Raw genomic sequence first — 16,360 nt, 5'->3', positions numbered from 1 at the left:
TGCAGATCACAGATTGAATATGATGTCATAACAAGTTGGCAATCGAGTAGGAGGGGGCGCCTAGCCCCCGACCTCTCACACCACCGTACATGCGGGTCCGCATACGGCGGTTCATGAAACACTACGAAGCTGCAAGTACCTTTCCTGAAGACTCTTCAGACCAAGTGCCTCAAAGTACGCCTTGTCCATGGCGTTGTTCAGGTGCTTCGCCATGAACCATGGCCCTCGGCGCGAGTTTGCCATCATGTGGACGACCCATTCCGGCTGGTTCAATGCACGGAGTTCGCGGTATCGGGTTCTCACCCGTTTCCACTGCTTCCAGATGCACATTCTGAGCCTTCGGCGTATCCACTCGTCGAACCGTTCACAATGCCCTTTCATCTGTGCGAGTCGGAAGTACGCCACCCAGCCCATCATGTAGGCGTTGAGTTGGCGTATCCGCTCTGCCAGCGGCATGCTTCGTGTTCGGCTTGTAATCTGGCGCACCCTGTCCTTGAATCGCTGGATGGTCTTGTCGGCCAATCGAATCGGCGCCTGCTTCCCGTACAGGAAGCTAAACCCCAGAAACTTTCGTCGCTGTGGTCTGTCTACGGCACTCTTGTCTCGATTGACCTTGAGTTTTAGATCCTCCTCCAGGTATCTCGTAAGCGACGCCATCACCCGTTCGCCAGCCCTGCGGGACTTTACGTAGACATTGCAGTCGTCCGCGTAACGGACAAACTTGTGCCCACGTTTCGTAAGCTCCTTGTCGAAGTCGTCCAGCAGGATGTTTGCCAAGAGTGGGCTGAGTGGCCCGCCTTGTGGCGTGCCCTCTTCACTTCGCACCACAACTCCATTCTCCAGCACACCCGCGTTCAGATACGCCCGTATCAGCCGCAGAACTCGCTTGTCCTTCACCTTGCGTGCCACTCGTGCCATCAGCATGTCGTGGTTCACGCGGTCGAAGAATGCCGCCAAGTCCATATCGACTGTCCATGCATACCCTTCTCGGATGTACTCCTGCGCCTTCTTCACCGCGTCATGGGCATTCCGCCCAGGGCGAAACCCGTAGCTGTTCGGTGAGAATCCAGGGTCGAAGATGGGTGTGAGCACCTGGAGAAGCGCTTGCTGGATGAGTCGGTCGATCACAGCGGGAATCCCCAACTTCCTCATCCCGCCTCCGGGTTTCGGAATTTCGACCCGCCTGACGGGTTGAGGCTTGTAGGTTCCCGCGAGCAACTGCTGACGGATGTCAGCCCAGTGCGTCTGGACATACGACCGTAGTTGTTCTACCGTCACTCCGTCCACGCCCGGCGCTCCTTTGTTCGACTCGACTCGCTTGAGGGCTTGCAGCATGTTCTCCCGCTGCAGCATCCTCTCCAGCAAGTTGGTACTGTCCTCGCAGGATGGGTTCTGTCCTTGTACCGACGACGAACTCGGCCCTCTCTCCTCAGCCTCTCGCGGCTTCACCGCTACCCTCTGAGTGGAGGCCCCTTGCGGGGTATTCTGCTGTCTCTGCTCGTCGTGCGAACGCATCCAGTCCATCCTCGTTTCATGTTCAGCCCTTCCCTCGACAAGCGCTTGCCGAGGTACTATGGCCTCTGCTGACTCCTGCCCGTTCAGCGCCACCTCCCGGTGACGGTTACCAGCTATACTGGCGTATCGGACAGGCCTCCCCGGATAAGAACGGCCTCTTTCCTCTCATGCACCCGCCGCAGTTTACTGCCACAGCCCTTGGCGACTTCGGACTTCGTTGTGTTTAGGCAACTCATCCAACTGTCACAGCCTCAAATGCGATTCGTGTACCTCGGGTCGAGAGTTTGCCTCCAGCTTCCTTCAGATTCCACCTCGCGGTGGACACCCTTGCTCTTGGCTAACGGTAGGTATGTCGCCAACCCCCGTTCGGGACTTGCACCCTGGAGAGACCGCCCATGCCGGGCGTACTAAAAATAAAACAGCTTGTTGAGCTGTTTCATTTCCCGAAGCAGATGGGTTTTTCGCAAATCGGCTACATCAAGTCACCTTGCCCGCGGGCCAGGTGCACCCGATACTTGTATCGGCTGGACGGGTAGCGGACTTCGGAGAATTCCACAGGTATCCCTGCATCGTCAGAAGTCACCCGTTGAATCATCAAGATGGGTTCATCCAACGCAATGTGCAGTTCCTTGGTATCCTCGTAAGTGGCCTTCGTCGCGGAGATGTCCTGACTGCCGAAGGTAATCTTCACGCCGTGCTGTTCGAAAAATCCATAGATGTGATTGTAAAACTGGGAGTGGCGGGTCAACTCCTCGAAGGTTGAGTTCTGCGGCAGCAACAGATAGGATGTCTCGCGGAAAATTGGCACTTCTTCCACTGACGCAATCCGGGAAATCCGCGTCACCTCGGTGCCGCCTGGGACTTGCAGCGCCGCTGCCACGCGGTCTGGGCACCCCATTTGTTCGATTCTCGTGATGTTCAAGTCCACGTCGTGACCGGCAATGCGCAGTTCCTCCGCGAATCCCTGAAGCTTGGATGCGGCCGGTGAACGCTTGCGCTCGGCCACAAAGGTTCCCTTGCCCTGGTGTCGAACCAGATAGCCGACATCCACCAAATCCCGAATCGCCTGGCGCACCGTGATGCGACTCACCGCATGCTCATGAGCCAACTCCGCCTCCGAGGGAATCCGTTCCCCGGGCCGCCATCGGTTTGCCTGCAAATCACGCAGCAAGTTGTTCTTTAATTGATGGTACAGCGGCACACCCGTTCTCATGCTGAGTCTCAACTCCGATTGAAAATATCAACGTGCGCGAGGGGACGTCCTCCGCTCTATCATACACCATTATTCTCATCGGCATAATCAGTCTTAAAGTCCAGCCGACATGCCCGCATCCGCTTGGCACAGTCCCCATGCCTCGCGTCCCCCTCAGGTTTCACGACAGCACCCGCGTCAAACGGAAGCGCACGCAGGGCAATAGCCATAGACGTCGAAGCGGTGACGCACCGGCAAAAAGCCCCCCAAGTCCATCTCGCACGAAGACAGCGGACACGATTGCAGGACAGAAACCTTGCCACACGCGATGCAGATCAGATGATGGTGGTGGCTCTGGACACACGCCAGTTGGTATTTGGCGACGCCTTCTGACGGCTGTGTCTCTTCTATGACCTGATGCTCCTCCAGCAAGCTCAAGGTTCTGTACACCGTATCGAGGCTCATATGAGGGTGTTCTGCGACCATCCCATCGTAGACATCTTTCGCGCTGAAGCGTTCGTCTGGGTTTCGGACAAACATCTCGATAATGGCTTTGCGGCCCGCCGTCAGTTTGTGTCCTTCCCGCTTTAACCGCCTCAAAACATCCTCTGCGCTCACCACGTTGAACACCTGCCGTTTCTAGTCTCTATTCTAATTCGTAAAATTCCTATTTACAAGAAGCCGCCCGCCTGCTACAATGTCCCTTGCTCGCAGTATAGAAAATTATTTTCAATAAAGAAGGTGTGAAGGGTTGTCTTCCGTATTGGAGGTCCGTGACCTCAGCGTACAGGTCAACGGCGGCTGGATTTTCCAGGGCATCTCATTCCAGCTGCATCCAGGTGAATTTCTGGCTGTCATCGGCCCGAACGGTGCAGGCAAGTCCACGCTGTTGAGAGCAATTCTGGGAATGCAGTCCAACCGCACGGGCGAAGTGGCTGGCACCAGACAAAAGCGCGCGCTCGGGTACGTCCCGCAGGCCCGCCAAGTTGATGCCGACACCCCAGTCAAGGTCTTTGACTTTGTCAGCTTTGGCCTGACGCATCGACTGCGCCCCTGGTTGACCCGCGCGGAAAAACAGCAAGTGAACGACGCGCTCGAAGTCACGGATTGCCTGGAATTCGCACACCGTCCCATCGGAAAACTCTCCGGCGGGCAAAAACAGCGCGTGTACCTGGCGCAGGTGCTGGTCCGGCATCCCAAGGTGCTGCTGCTGGACGAACCGACGTCGAATTTAGATCCGCGTGCACAGACCCAGGTGGCCGAAATTGTTTCCCACATTTCCAAGACTCGAAACGTCAGCGTCATCTTCGTCACGCATGACATGAATTTGGCTGCGAAGTACGCGACGCGTGTGTTGTATCTGACGCAGGGCAGGCATGCACTGGGCACGGTTGCGGAAGTGATGAACACATCGGTTTTGTCGCGGTTGTACGGGATCCCGATTCAACTGGTCCACGCGGGGACGGAAATGGTCCTCGTCCCACAGGAGGATGCACATGTTTCAGTATGAATTCATGCAAAACGCGCTGCTCGCCGGCTCGGCCATCGCCTGCATGTGCGGCGTTGTCGGCGTCTTTGTGATTGCCAGGAAAGTCGGGCTGCTGGCCCATGTGTTTTCCGACATCGGGTTCTCGGGCGGTGCGTTCGCTGTGTATATGGGGTGGAACCCCCTGACCGGCCTCTTGCTGTTTACCACCCTGGCATCGCTCGCCATCGGCGGCCTCGGTGCCAAAGTGTACCGGCGCGACACGGCCATCAGTGTCGTTCTCAGCATCTCGCTCGGACTCGGCCTGCTGTTTTTGTCGCTCTCAACCAAGCTGGCGACCGCCATGTTTTCACTGCTGTTCGGCAGCATCGTCGGGGTCTCCTCGACTCAGGTTTGGCTGCTCCTCGGCCTATCTGCGGCCGTGCTTCTGCTGGTCGTGGCGGGCTGCCGTGTCCTGGCCTTTGACTCATTCGACCCGGCAGGCGCAGAAGCGGCGGGCCTGCCGACCAAGGCCATCTCCGTCGTGTTCATTTTGCTGATGTCTGTCGCGGTCGGAGAAGCCATGCAGGTGGTCGGTGCACTCCTGGTCTTCACCTTGATGACCATCCCGGCTGCCATCGCGCGCAATGTCACCCGTTCCATCGCCGGTATGATGGTCTGTTCCGCGGTGGTGTCGGTCCTTGGGGTTTGGTTTGGACTGACCCTGAGCTTCTATACCAACATCCCCGTCAGTTTTTACATTGCCGCGACGGAAGGCGTGTTGTACTTCGCGAGCCTGGCCCTGCAAGGGGTGCGCCAGCGCATCCAATTCCGGGCCACGACATCTTCCATCCCAGAAAGGAGCAGCGCATCGTGAATCCATGCATCAAACCAGCCGCCCTCGTGCTTGCGGCGACACTCCTGCTCGCTGGCTGCGGCACATCTGTGCCCAGTCCCAAGGCGGGCGCGGCACAGTCCAAAATCAACGTCGTCGCCGCAGAGGATTTTTACGGCGAAGTGGCCCGCGCCGTCGGTGGAACCCACGTCAATGTCACCTCCATTTTGAATGACCCAAACGTGGACCCACATGAATACGAACCGACGCCCGGCGCGTCGATGGCCGTTCAAAAAGCACAGTTGGTGATTTACACGGGCATCGGTTATGACACGTGGATGCAGCATATCATCGGAGCAAGTTCGGGATCGCGGGATGTTATCAATGTCGGTGCCGATTTGCTGGGCAAGCAAACGGGCGATAACCCGCACGTCTGGTACCTGCCGACGACAATGCCAGCGCTGGCCGACAAGATTGCGGATGACCTGTCTGCGCTGGATCCGTCCGACGCTGGCTACTTTCACAAACGTGCCAAGGCGTACAACCAAACCATACAGCCGATAGACCGCCTCGTGGCGCAGCTCAAGCAGCCCACGCCGGTCCCCGTCGACGTGTCAGAACCCGTGTTCGACTACATGCTGCACGCCATGAATATGGTGCCCGAGGACCCGAAATTTGCGTTGGCCATTGAGAACGGCAACGAGCCGACCCCCACCGAAGTGGCCCAGTTACAGCATGACATCACCACGCATCGCATCAGATTTTTTGTGGAAAACATCCAAACGGACGACCCCACCGTCCGCAATTTGGCACAGCTGGCGAAACAGCATCAGATTCCGGTCGTCCAAGTAACGGAGACGGAACCAAAGGGCGAGGACTACGTCACGTGGATGACCCGCGAGCTGCAGGAAGTGAAGTCCGCGCTCGACACCCAGCCAGCGTCTCGATAAGCGACTGGCACCGTGCCAGCATCCGAGACAAGCGCCTGACCGGTTGACACGCCGCCTACGCCTTGGCGAGCGTCTGCCCAACCACTCGGCCGGTGAACAGACACCCACCGAGAAACGTCCCCTCCAGGGACCGGTAGCCGTGCATGCCCCCGCCGCCAAACCCGGCCGCTTCGCCGACCGCGTACAGTCCAGGGAGCGGTTCGCCCGAGGCTCGAAGCACCCGGCCGGACAAGTCCGTTTGCAGCCCGCCGAGCGTCTTGCGGCTCAAAATCCGCAGGCGCACGGCGATGAGCGGACCATGCTTTGCATCTAAAAACTTGTGCGGCGGCGCCGCGCGAACCAGCCGGTCGCCCAGATACCGCCGGGCACCGCGCATGGCCGCGACCTGGCTGTCCTTGCCGAATGGGTTGCTCATTTCACGGTCCCGCGCAAGCAGCTGATGATGGATCCCGTCCGGCCGCAGCAACCGATTCCCTGCCAGGCGGTTCATTTTTTCAACGAGTTCCGGCACGCCCCGGGCCACCGCGAAGTCTTCACCGTGATGCAAAAAGGCCTTGACCGGACCCGGAATGCCGCCAACAACACGAGAGAGCACCCGCAGCCACTGCTTGCCCGTCAAATCCGGGTTTTGCTCGGATCCTGACAAAGCAAACTCTTTCTCAATCACCCGCCGCGTCAGGATGAACCAGGAGTAATCATAGCCGGTGTCCAAAATCGTTTGGAGTGTGCGCAGCGTGTCAAACCCGGGAAAGTTGGGCGCAGGCAGCCGCCGTCCGGCAGCGTCGAGCCACACGGACGAAGGCCCCGGAAGAATGCGGATGCCGTGCTGTGCCCAAACGGGATCCCAATTGCGAATGCCTTCCGTGTAATGCCACATCCTGTCGCGGTTGACCACCCAGCCGCCGGCGTCTTCCGCAATGAACAACATACGGCCGTCGACGTGCGCCGGCACGCCGGACAACATCGTATTGGGCGGCCTGCCGAGTCTGGACGGCCAATACCTGCGAATCAAATCGTGGTTCCCGCCGATGCCGCCGCTGGCCACCACCACCGCAGGCGCATGATATTCGAAGGTCCCCGCGGCTTCCCGGGAGCTGGCCTCTCCGCGCTTGGCGGAACTCGGGACGAGCACGGAACCGCGCACGCCGGTGACCGCACCGCCGTGCGTGATCAGTTCGTCCACCTGGTGACGGGGCCGATACACAACGAGTCCGGTCCGGATGGCCTGCCGCACCTTCGCGGCAAAGGGTGCAACCAGTCCCGGCCCCGTGCCCCAGACGATGTGAAACCGCGGCACCGAGTTTCCGGGTCCATCGGCCAGCGACCCACCCCGTTCTGCCCAGCCCACCACCGGAAACAAGCGGATCCCGAGAGACTTCAGCCAGGCTCTTTTCTCTCCCGCCGCAAAGTCGACGTACCCCTCCGCCCATTTGCGCGCCCACGCGTCTTCAACGCGGTCAAACCCGGCGGTTCCCAGCCAGTCTTGCCACGCCAAGTCGCGCGAGTCGCGAATCCCCAATCGACGCTGTTCCGGCGAATCAACGAGAAATAAACCGCCAAACGACCACCAGGCCTGCCCCCCAAAACTGGACTCGGGCTCTTGGTCGAGCAGCAGTACCCGCTTTCCACCCGCGATGATTTCAGCCGCTGCGACCAATCCGGACAACCCCGCACCGACGACAATCACGTCAAAGGCCATCGCCGAACCTCCTTCAGGCGGATTGACACAAGGTCTATGGAGATGTGAGAAAAGACAAAATCTCGTCTTTGCGCGCCATCACGTCGTCGAACGCCAACGTCATGTTCTTCAGCATGGGTTCGCGGTGCTGCCACCCCGTGATAGGCGTCAGATCCGGCTTCAGCACGAACGTATCCGGAACGAGGTCACTGCTGGCGACGGCCTCGTCCACCAGGGTCAGGATGGACCGGCGGAGCACATCGACGAAGGTGACAGGGTACCAGGAATCGTCCAGTTTATGTAGGTAGACGGCAAAGATTTTGTCACAGCCGGCCCGCCGCAGGACCGTCACGGGCACTTGATCGCGCACCCCGCCGTCGACCAGCAGCCATTGCCGATGCCGAATCGGTGTGAACAATCCGGGCAGCGCGCAGCTGCCGACGATTTCCTTGGCCAGGTCCGTGCTCGCCTCTGCGAACCCTTGCTTTACCGCCTGCTGGTCATTGGTGAAAGCAATCGACTGGGTGGAGTACAAATCGGTCGCAACGATATAAAAGGGCATTTTCGGCAGCCGGCGCTGGTGGAGCTTGCGGACGAACCGCTGCAGATGGTCACCCCGAAAGAGGCCGTTTGGCGCAGGAATCTCCCGCCCCTGCCACCGCTTCCGGGCCAAATTCGCCACAGAGGAGACGAGCGGGAATCCATAATCCAGCAGGATGCGCGCTGGAACCCTGCCCGCCAGGCCGCGGAATTCATCCAGTGCGTATCCATGCGCGTACAAGGAAGCGACAATCGACCCGGAGCTTGCCCCTGCAACCACATCCGGTTTGATGCCTAAGGACTCCAGGCCGAACAGGACCCCCACATGCGCGCTTCCCGCAAGGTCCGCCCCGCACAACGCGATCCCAATGCGCGCCCGACGCATCGCATGCACCACCCCGTTCGTTCGTTTGACCACAGCTCAACGATGGTGGTCACAAGAACAGGGAGTCCGCAGCCTCGAACTCCCTGACACATTCGCTACATGAATTTTCTGGTCGTCCGCTTGCCGTCACAAGTGAACAACACGTCCCGTCCTTCGACCACTGTCTGGATGTGGCAGGTTCTTCCCCACAGCTGGTACGCATAGTTCATAACCTTTTCGAGGTGTTTGAGGTCCAGTTCCACCCCTTCATAGGCGTGCTTCAGGTACAGTTCGCCGTTCTGATTGTAGTCGCCGTCTTCCACATAAATCACCGGGATGCCGCCATTCACCCGCGACGCCACAATACTGTCGCGGACCTTCTCCCAGTCGGTTTCGACGATACGCCACTCGTTCCCCACCTTCTGGTACAGGTACAAGTCAAGCTTTTCGATCAAATCTTTCGTGAGGTAGTTGCGCAGAAACGATACGTCGTTTTCCATCTCCCGCACTTCAAACATCTTCGCCCGGCCCTGTCCCGGCTCCCGGCCAAACCGCTGCCGTTCCTCTTCCGTCGGTTCGTTCCACCGCTTCTCGATGTCTTCCCAAATGGCAAGCCCTAAGTGGTACGGATTAATCGACATCCGCGAGGGCAGCACGACCCCGGCATGCATCTTCGCAAACTCAATGGCTTCCGAATTATCCAGCTCCATCTCGCGCATGATGCGCAAGTGCCAGTACGTTGCCCAGCCTTCGTTCATGATTTTCGTTTCCAACTGCGGCCAAAAGTACAGCATCTCCTCGCGCAGGACGGAGAGGATGTCGCGCTCCCATTCCTCGAGCGCAGGACTGTGCTCAATCAAAAACAGCATCACGTCCCGCTGCGGCAGGCCCTGTCCCTCGCGGCGCTGCGCCTCATTCTGGCGATCACGGTCGGATTCCGCCGCCCGCTCCGCCTCGGACGCCTCGGCCCCGATGTTCCACAGGTCGTCGTACGGGCCGGCGCGCCGGCCGCGGCGCTGTGCGACCGCCGCGCGCTTGCCCTGCCCCCGCCAGGCGCCGGTTCGCTCTGCCCGCTCACGCTCCCAGACCTGGTGCCCGCGGCGTCCATGGGCCGAAGCATCCACATGTTCCTGCAGCGCCATGCCCGCATCCAGCACCACTTCCACGCGGCTGCGGCCGTACGCCAGCTCATACTGGCGAATCCGTTCCGCCGAGGAGGCCATCCGCTCCACCATGTCCCGGGAGGTGCCTGCAAACATCGCGTTATTCTTGAAAAAGTCGCAGTGTGCGAGCACGTGCGCGCACACTGTTTTGTTTTGCAAGAGGCTGTTGCCGTCCAGCAGGAACGCGTAACAAGGGTTCGAGTTGATGACCAGCTCATAAATGCGGCTGAGCCCGAGGTCGTATTCCATTTTCATCCGATGGAATGTCTTTCCGAAGCTCCAATGGTTAAAACGCGTCGGCATCCCATACGCGCCAAAGGTATAGAGGACGTCCGCCGGGCACACCTCAAACCGCATCGGATAGTAGTCCAGTCCGTTCTCCGTCGCGATGGCCATCATCTGCTCAATGCTCCGTTCGAGTTCCTCCATGTCAGCGGTGTTCATGCGGGCTTCACCTTGCTTTCCTGCTGCGAGAAAAAGGTTTTGAGCGCGTGATACACGTCGCCCTTTTCGCGAATCAAGACCGACCGGAAGTGCGCATGCGACAGCTTGCTGTACGCGGTCATCAGGGTGGAACTCCGATTGTATTGATTAAACCAATCGATATATAACCAAATGGGGCCCCTACGTAAGGCCCCGCAACTGCATTGTTGATCACATTTGTCATCCGGGCAATCCACAATGAAAAGATGTCCTCGAGTGCAGCACGTTTCCGCGTGATATTTCAACTCTACCCACGTCTGGTACAAGAAATACATAATACTCAACCCTGGCGGCCCAACTGCGTTTCACACATATATGATCCGAAAATGGAGACTTTAAGGTGACCGTTACGATGGATGACTTTTGGCACTTACATTCCGGGGGTCGTGAAGTGTGACATCTAATCATATACAGGTGTGGATTCAATTTGGGCTAATTGATATTGGAGTCCTCCTTCTGGTAGGTCTAGTCACGTATCTGACAATTCCCTGGTGGTATCGATGGGCGTTTGAGCGAGTTTTCCGACGTTTTGTGCGAATTTTGTTCGAAGATCCTTATACGTCAAACTTGGCTGAAGGCCTGACTGCGGTACAAAAATTTGGAGTGCAGTGGATAATTGAAAATGAGCTGCGCTCCCACGAGGGCAGGCCATTGGCGAAACCCATTGGGACAACACGTCAGTTTCCCCACTTTGACGGATTGTTATTTTCCCCCGCCCAGCTGCAACGACGTCCGCTGAATCATCAAGTCTCCGTAGTTAGCGAGACCGTCATCGGTCGGAGGGCGGACCGACCAATGATCGTTTCCATGCCCATCTTGATCTCCGCCATGGGATACGGTGTCGCCTTAAATAAACCGTTTGTCCGGTCATTGATGAAGGGTGCAGCCATGGCAGGTGTTGCGAGTAATACTGGACAGGGGGCATGGTTGCCGGAATTCCGCGCGCTGGCCAAACACCTTGTCGTACAAGTGCACGACGCCCCTTGGCACCCCTCACGTGAAGCCTTACGCACCGCCGATATGATAGAAGTCCGATTGGGGCAAGGTGCGAACGCTGGCTGCGGTACCGTCATCTATCCGGAGGATTTAACCAAACATATCGCAAACGATTTCGGGTTACCGGATGCTCTGACTACCGGATGCTATATCCCTGCCGGCGTTTCGGAAGCGAATCATCGAGGTGCACTTCGAAGACTCGTTCACTACCTGAGAAGTGTGAGCGGAGGTGCCCCCATTGCCGTGAAAATCGCCGCAAGCCATAGCCTCGAACAGGATTTGGCCATCGCCGTCCGTGCTGGGTTCGACGTCATTGTCGTAGATGGTGCTCAAGGAGGCACTCACTCATCCCCCGCCATCCTCGTAGACGATTTCGGCTTGCCGACACTCGTCGCCCTGTGCCGGGCACAGAAATTTCTGGTCGACCATGGTTTGCGTAGCCGCATCGACCTCATCATCTCTGGTGGCATTCGCACGCCTGGAGATATGTTGAAAGCCCTGGCCCTGGGCGCCGACGCGGTTTACATTGGCACCGCCGCCCTGTTCGCTGCGACACACACTCAAATCGTCGATACAATTCCGTTTGAACCGCCTACCGCGATCGCGTGGGCAAAGGGTAGCAAACGCCGAAGTTTTGACGAAGACCGAGGTGCCATAAGCTTGGACAAGTTTTTAACCAGCTGTGTCGAAGAGATGAAACTCGGAGCGAGGGCCCTTGGCAAAACAAGCCTACACGACGTAAATGCGAAAGACTTGGTTGCTTGGCAGGAAGATGTGGCGCGTATCACTGGTGTACCCTTGGTGTAACAGTATGAACACCTTGAATCTATCTGTCTCGCTCGACCAGGCATCACCACTCGTTTTGCATCGAGTTTATGTTGTCTCCTTCACAGCTTGGGTAGCTCGCTTCTCTTTCCACTTTCGCCACCTAAAAAATTCCCCGCAGAAGCAATGAACAACTCGTGCACGCCAAAATAGGAGTGCATAATTTTGTTGGATGTGATCAAAATAACCAAAAAATTGTACCGCAGGGAGAGCATATTGTGTTTCTTACACTTAAAAAACGAGGCAAAAAGGCCAAGGATCTCGAGAACCATCCTGATGACAGACTGACCAGCTTGGTGGATACTTCGTGGCATCAGCCGGATGAACCCTTGCCCTCCCGTCTAGAAGGTTTACGTGGCTGGATTGAAGGGGAGTGGCAACACTGTGACGACTTGCTACTCCGCGAAGTCGACGTTCACGGTACGCGCGTACTTTTGATCTGGTTGCGCGGTTTAGTGGATCTTGCGCGAATCGAAGAGGGGGTTCTCCAGCCCCTTGAGACCTTGTCAAGACGACCATCAGACATACGGCAGATTGGATCCGTCCTGCACACGATACACATCAGTTGGATCCGGACGTGGTACGAATTGAACACAGCTGTATCAGACGGCCAGGTGGTGCTCCACGTAGACGGTTCCAAACTGGCTCTCGTCCTTGATATCAGCAATCCTCCGGTGCGAGCCATCGAAAAAGCTGAAAATGAACCCACGATTGAGGGGCCTCAGGAGGCGTTCATCGAGCATTTGGATCTCAACATCGCACTCCTGCGCAAGCGGATCCGCAGTCCGCGCCTTAAGGTCGAATCGATGCGTATCGGCGTATACTCCAAGACTACCGTATGCATCACTTACATCGAAGGTATCGCTAAACCAACGCTAGTGGACGAAGCGCGCAAACGGCTGCGCAAGATTTCCATCGATGGAGTGAATGATATCAACAAGTTGCGCGAACTGATCGGAGACGCACCACACACGCTGTTTCCAACAACCGAGGAGACCGAGCGACCGGATCGGGTGACTGGCAGTCTGCTACAGGGGCGCATCTCCATCATGCTCGACGGAGCACCAACCAGCTTGATGGTACCGGCGCAGTTCATCAATTTTCTGGCATCAGCTGAAGATTATTACATGAACTACACGCTAACGTTGTTCATTCGCATTTTGCGCCACATCGCATACTGGTCTTCCCTCATGTTGCCGTCTCTGTACGTGGCCTTGTTATCTTACAACCAAGACCTCATACCGACACCGTTGCTCGTCAGCGTGCAGGCCCAACACCGTGGTATTCCCTTTCCCACCATCTTGGAAGCGCTCGTGATGATGTGCACCTTTGAAGCCTTGCGTGAAGCCGGAACGCGGTTACCTAGGTCGGTTGGGCAATCGGTCAGCATTGTCGGTACACTGATTGTGGGCGACGCCGCAGTGCGTGCGGGCTTAGTATCTCCTGGTATGGTAATTGTGGTGTCAGGAACCGGGGTCGCATCATTTGCCCTACCAGCATATGGATTCGTGAATTCTAGCCGTATCATTCAGTTCGTGTTTGTCATCATAGCCGGTATCTTCGGACTTGTCGGTATCGTCATTCTCGGATTAGTCCTTGTGACTCATCTCGTCTCTCTTCGTTCCTTCGGGGTTCCTTACATGGCCCCCATCGCGCCATTTACTTGGTCGGACATGAAGGATATGTTCATTCGGGTTCCCTGGTTTGCGACCAGACAACGCCCTGACCAACTTGAACCGATCGACCGTGTCAGCAATCGAACTCCAGCACCACGAGCTCCCAATCATCCGTCTAATGAGGATCAGTCATGAGGTCATACCTGTTTCGTAAGCTGGCCTTCCTCTGCGTAACGAGCGTCAGTTCGTTGTTTTTGCCGGGGTGTTTTGACATTCAGGAGGTCGACGACATGAATATCGTCACAGCCCTCGGTATCGACCGGACCGACGATGGCTTGGTACGAGTTACGGCCCAACTCATCAACCCGGAGGCCGCCCCTTCGGCCGAAGGGAGCGGTTCAGGAGGAAACGTCATTCCCTTCGTTATCCGTGAAGAAACGGGCACAATGATTGAAGACGCGATGGAAAAATTTAAGGCCGACGTACCTCACCGCATTTACATAGCACACAACACGGTAGTGGTATTCGGAAGCGACTACGCAAAGCACGGTATTGACCGAGCACTGGACTATTTCGAAAGAAACCGGTATTTTCGCCGCAATCAAATATTTCTCGTGACACCAGGACAGGCTCGGGATGTCCTTTCGGCACCGTCAGCACCTGAGCCGCTGAACGCACTGGGGCTTCGTGATTTGGTGGAGCAGATTGGCGAGATGTACCCCGTTGTCAACAGCGAGCAACTGGATGTGATGAAGGAATACCTATCGCCGTCGCAAGCACCCGTCTTGTCATTGGTTGATAGCCCCCCTACAGGCAACCTACTTGTAAAAGGGGTTGCTTTGTTTCGCGGTGTAAAGATGGTGGACATGCTGACAGTGGACGAGACGAAGGGGCTAGCGTGGCTTATGATGGGCACCCGCCAAGTGGTCATCCCCCTGCCGTGCGACGTCAAGGGCGGCGACGTTGGAAGCGCTGTGCGACTGCTCGGTTCCCAAACCCAGGTCATTCCACGGTTTGACAGCGATGGAGTGAGTTTTCTGGTGAAGGTTCAAGCGCGGGCGGAGATCGACCGACTTTGTCCGAATGAGCGGTTGAGCGAGAAAACTTACCAGCAACTTGAGCAGAAAACTGCCAAATACATGGAACAGCATATGCAGGCGGTGATGACGAAGCTCCAAGCCGACGACGTGGACGCTTGCCAGTTCGGCACGCGATTGTTTATCGAAGACCCACGCACCTGGCGACAGATTAGTGCTCAGTGGCCAGTTTACTTTGCTCGGGCGCAGGTTAAATACAATGTACGCGTCCAAATTACCCGGACCGCCCTTTCTTCCAATACACCCGAATCCTCAGCCTCGCGAAGTGGCCTAGTTCCGCCAGCAGGGCGCGGAGTGATTACACCGTGATCTGGCTCGCGCTATTCACTGCCTTTGCCATTGCAGCCCTAGATAGACATTCCCGTCGCCAGGCAGCTCGTCGCGAAATCCCAGTGTACTGGGGACTCATCTTCGCGGCAATTGCCATGTCCGCGTCTGTATCCTGGCATCTGTGGCCAAATCTGCATCTGTTGGCCCCGTTCGAGTCCATGTTTGGCCCAGTTACAAAGTGGATGTACGAAATTCTTTAGAAGGGAATCCGATTGAATGTCGAACGTACAGATTTCCCGATTTCAAATCGTCGTCGTACTCATTTGGAGCGTCCTTGCCACCGGCATCGTCACAGTCCCGTTCATCATTGCCCAATTCACCGTCCGCGACAGTTGGATTACGTGTCTCCTATTTGTGGCGGGTGGCCTGTTGTCCGCCGGTACGGCTGCGGTATTTATCCGTGCGTTGCCAAACCGAAATCTAACCGACGGCTTGATTGACGCATTCGGACCATGGCTGGGACGCATATTCTGTCTTTGGTTTCTTGTCTGGCTATACCTGACAAATTGCACCATACTCCGGGAAATAGAATCGTTTGTGAGCATCACCATCCTGCCTAAAACTCCGGAATATATCATCGGACTACTCGGCATGGCTGGAGTCTCATACATGGTGTATATGGGTGTGGAGGTCGTTATGCGGGACGGTGAGTTCATCATACCAATTGCGCTCGTTGTGACACCTATTCTCTTTGCTCTGTCCATGAAACACATGGATATTCATGAAATGATGCCTGTTCTCGCAGACGGCTGGCAGCCGGTGCTCCGTGGTGCCCTCACACCGGATCTGACCTACGCATTGGAACTGTTGATTAGCCTACAGTTCGTACGTGCCTTGCGCGACAGCCGAACCCTTCCCAAAGACATGGTCACGGCTGCGGTAGTCCTGACTGTTCTCTTGACTATCATTCAGATAATTACGACAGGTGTTATAGGGCAATCCGAGAGTTATCTGGCGTATCCGGCGCTCGAAACCGTCCGCAGCATTCGCATCGGTCGTTTCCTGGAGCGCTTAGACACACTCTACGTGATAGGTGTGATGTCCACTGTATGCATAAAGCTGGGTGTGTTTCACTACGCATGGTGTGAAGGTATGAAGGACGTTTTCAAACTATCGTCACACCGACTTATGGCGCTCTCCGGCGGTTTATTCGTGTGGGCTGGCAGCTTTGCATTCTTTCGCAGCACGAACGAAATGGAGCACTTCATCGCTGCGGTGGCTCCCGCGTATTTTGTGGTGACATTGATCTGTATTCCCCTTTTAGCTGCCGTGGTGATGAAAATTCGGATACACGCAAAACGCTAGGGCAGC

General features: G+C 56.7%; 14 protein-coding genes. 7 read left to right on the top strand and 7 right to left on the bottom strand.

What is annotated here, in order from left to right:
- Positions 1-111: 111 nt before the first annotated feature.
- The 3 genes from ltrA to JI721_RS08835 form a co-directional block, all read right to left on the bottom strand.
- The gene (gene ltrA, locus JI721_RS08845; protein ID WP_274454515.1) at positions 112-1,515 is read right to left on the bottom strand and encodes a group II intron reverse transcriptase/maturase; all 1,404 of its coding nucleotides are present in this window, start codon (positions 1,513-1,515) and stop codon (positions 112-114) included.
- Positions 1,516-1,987: 472 nt separating this feature from the next.
- Positions 1,988-2,728 carry a GntR family transcriptional regulator gene (locus JI721_RS08840; RefSeq protein ID WP_274454514.1) on the bottom strand — a complete coding sequence of 247 codons (741 nt, stop codon included), beginning with the start codon at positions 2,726-2,728 and terminating at the stop codon, positions 1,988-1,990.
- A 177-nt stretch (positions 2,729-2,905) separates the two neighbouring features.
- Entirely contained in the window at positions 2,906-3,325 is a 420-nt protein-coding gene (locus tag JI721_RS08835; RefSeq protein WP_274454513.1) for a Fur family transcriptional regulator, read from the bottom strand.
- 133 nt (positions 3,326-3,458) lie between these two features.
- Between JI721_RS08835 and JI721_RS08830 the strand changes: the two genes are divergently transcribed.
- Genes JI721_RS08830 through JI721_RS08820 form a run of 3 tightly spaced genes read left to right on the top strand, consistent with a single transcriptional unit; the run spans position 3,459 to position 5,957 of the window.
- The gene (locus JI721_RS08830; RefSeq protein ID WP_274454511.1) at positions 3,459-4,217 is read left to right on the top strand and encodes a metal ABC transporter ATP-binding protein; all 759 of its coding nucleotides are present in this window, start codon (positions 3,459-3,461) and stop codon (positions 4,215-4,217) included.
- Complete coding sequence (locus JI721_RS08825) at positions 4,204-5,049, top strand: metal ABC transporter permease (protein ID WP_274454510.1); 846 nt, start codon at positions 4,204-4,206, stop codon at positions 5,047-5,049. Before JI721_RS08830 ends, JI721_RS08825 begins: the two co-directional genes overlap by 14 nt.
- A complete protein-coding gene (locus JI721_RS08820; protein WP_274454509.1) occupies positions 5,046-5,957 on the top strand; it encodes a metal ABC transporter solute-binding protein, Zn/Mn family in 912 nt (303 codons plus the stop codon). The genes JI721_RS08825 and JI721_RS08820 overlap by 4 nt, the downstream gene beginning before the upstream one ends.
- A 55-nt stretch (positions 5,958-6,012) precedes the next feature.
- Here JI721_RS08820 and JI721_RS08815 read toward each other — a convergent pair whose 3' ends face one another.
- From JI721_RS08815 to JI721_RS08800, 4 genes are all read right to left on the bottom strand, one after another.
- On the bottom strand, positions 6,013-7,656 hold the full coding sequence (locus tag JI721_RS08815) for an FAD-binding dehydrogenase (protein WP_274454508.1): 1,644 nt from the start codon (positions 7,654-7,656) through the stop codon (positions 6,013-6,015).
- Positions 7,657-7,690: 34 nt separating this feature from the next.
- Positions 7,691-8,560 (bottom strand): patatin-like phospholipase family protein, encoded by an 870-nt coding sequence (locus JI721_RS08810; RefSeq protein WP_274454507.1) that lies wholly within the window; start codon positions 8,558-8,560, stop codon positions 7,691-7,693.
- Between the two features lie 95 nt (positions 8,561-8,655).
- Positions 8,656-10,146 (bottom strand): SpoVR family protein, encoded by a 1,491-nt coding sequence (locus tag JI721_RS08805; protein WP_274454506.1) that lies wholly within the window; start codon positions 10,144-10,146, stop codon positions 8,656-8,658.
- Complete coding sequence (locus tag JI721_RS08800; protein WP_274454505.1) at positions 10,143-10,268, bottom strand: hypothetical protein; 126 nt, start codon at positions 10,266-10,268, stop codon at positions 10,143-10,145. Before JI721_RS08800 ends, JI721_RS08805 begins: the two co-directional genes overlap by 4 nt.
- Before the next feature lie 310 nt (positions 10,269-10,578).
- On the opposite strand from JI721_RS08800, the gene JI721_RS08795 reads away from it, so the two are divergent.
- The 4 genes from JI721_RS08795 (at position 10,579) to JI721_RS08780 (ending at position 16,354) form a co-directional block, all read left to right on the top strand.
- Positions 10,579-11,988, top strand: coding sequence for an FMN-binding glutamate synthase family protein (locus JI721_RS08795; protein WP_274454504.1), 1,410 nt, complete (start codon positions 10,579-10,581; stop codon positions 11,986-11,988).
- 236 nt (positions 11,989-12,224) lie between these two features.
- Entirely contained in the window at positions 12,225-13,817 is a 1,593-nt protein-coding gene (locus JI721_RS08790; protein ID WP_274454503.1) for a spore germination protein, read from the top strand.
- A 95-nt stretch (positions 13,818-13,912) separates the two neighbouring features.
- A complete protein-coding gene (locus JI721_RS08785; RefSeq protein WP_274454502.1) occupies positions 13,913-15,028 on the top strand; it encodes a Ger(x)C family spore germination protein in 1,116 nt (371 codons plus the stop codon).
- A 237-nt stretch (positions 15,029-15,265) separates the two neighbouring features.
- On the top strand, positions 15,266-16,354 hold the full coding sequence (locus tag JI721_RS08780) for a GerAB/ArcD/ProY family transporter (RefSeq protein WP_274454501.1): 1,089 nt from the start codon (positions 15,266-15,268) through the stop codon (positions 16,352-16,354).
- The last annotated feature ends 6 nt before the right edge of the window (positions 16,355-16,360 follow it).

Origin of the sequence: Alicyclobacillus cycloheptanicus (assembly GCF_028751525.1) — a bacterium.
GTDB lineage: Bacteria > Bacillota > Bacilli > Alicyclobacillales > Alicyclobacillaceae > Alicyclobacillus_L > Alicyclobacillus_L cycloheptanicus.
This window is presented reverse-complemented; position numbering and strand designations above follow the sequence as displayed.

What these genes read in the sequence shown, in the direction of transcription:
- ltrA (WP_274454515.1), bottom strand. Translation starts at nt 1,515, where the DNA reads ATGCGTTCGCACGACGAGCAGAGACAGCAGAATACCCCGCAAGGGGCC.
- JI721_RS08840 (WP_274454514.1), bottom strand. Translation starts at nt 2,728, where the DNA reads ATGAGAACGGGTGTGCCGCTGTACCATCAATTAAAGAACAACTTGCTG.
- JI721_RS08825 (WP_274454510.1), top strand. Translation starts at nt 4,204, where the DNA reads ATGTTTCAGTATGAATTCATGCAAAACGCGCTGCTCGCCGGCTCGGCC.
- JI721_RS08815 (WP_274454508.1), bottom strand. Translation starts at nt 7,656, where the DNA reads ATGGCCTTTGACGTGATTGTCGTCGGTGCGGGGTTGTCCGGATTGGTC.
- JI721_RS08810 (WP_274454507.1), bottom strand. Translation starts at nt 8,560, where the DNA reads ATGCGTCGGGCGCGCATTGGGATCGCGTTGTGCGGGGCGGACCTTGCG.
- JI721_RS08805 (WP_274454506.1), bottom strand. Translation starts at nt 10,146, where the DNA reads ATGAACACCGCTGACATGGAGGAACTCGAACGGAGCATTGAGCAGATG.
- JI721_RS08800 (WP_274454505.1), bottom strand. Translation starts at nt 10,268, where the DNA reads ATGACCGCGTACAGCAAGCTGTCGCATGCGCACTTCCGGTCGGTCTTG.
- JI721_RS08785 (WP_274454502.1), top strand. Translation starts at nt 13,913, where the DNA reads ATGAATATCGTCACAGCCCTCGGTATCGACCGGACCGACGATGGCTTG.
- JI721_RS08780 (WP_274454501.1), top strand. Translation starts at nt 15,266, where the DNA reads ATGTCGAACGTACAGATTTCCCGATTTCAAATCGTCGTCGTACTCATT.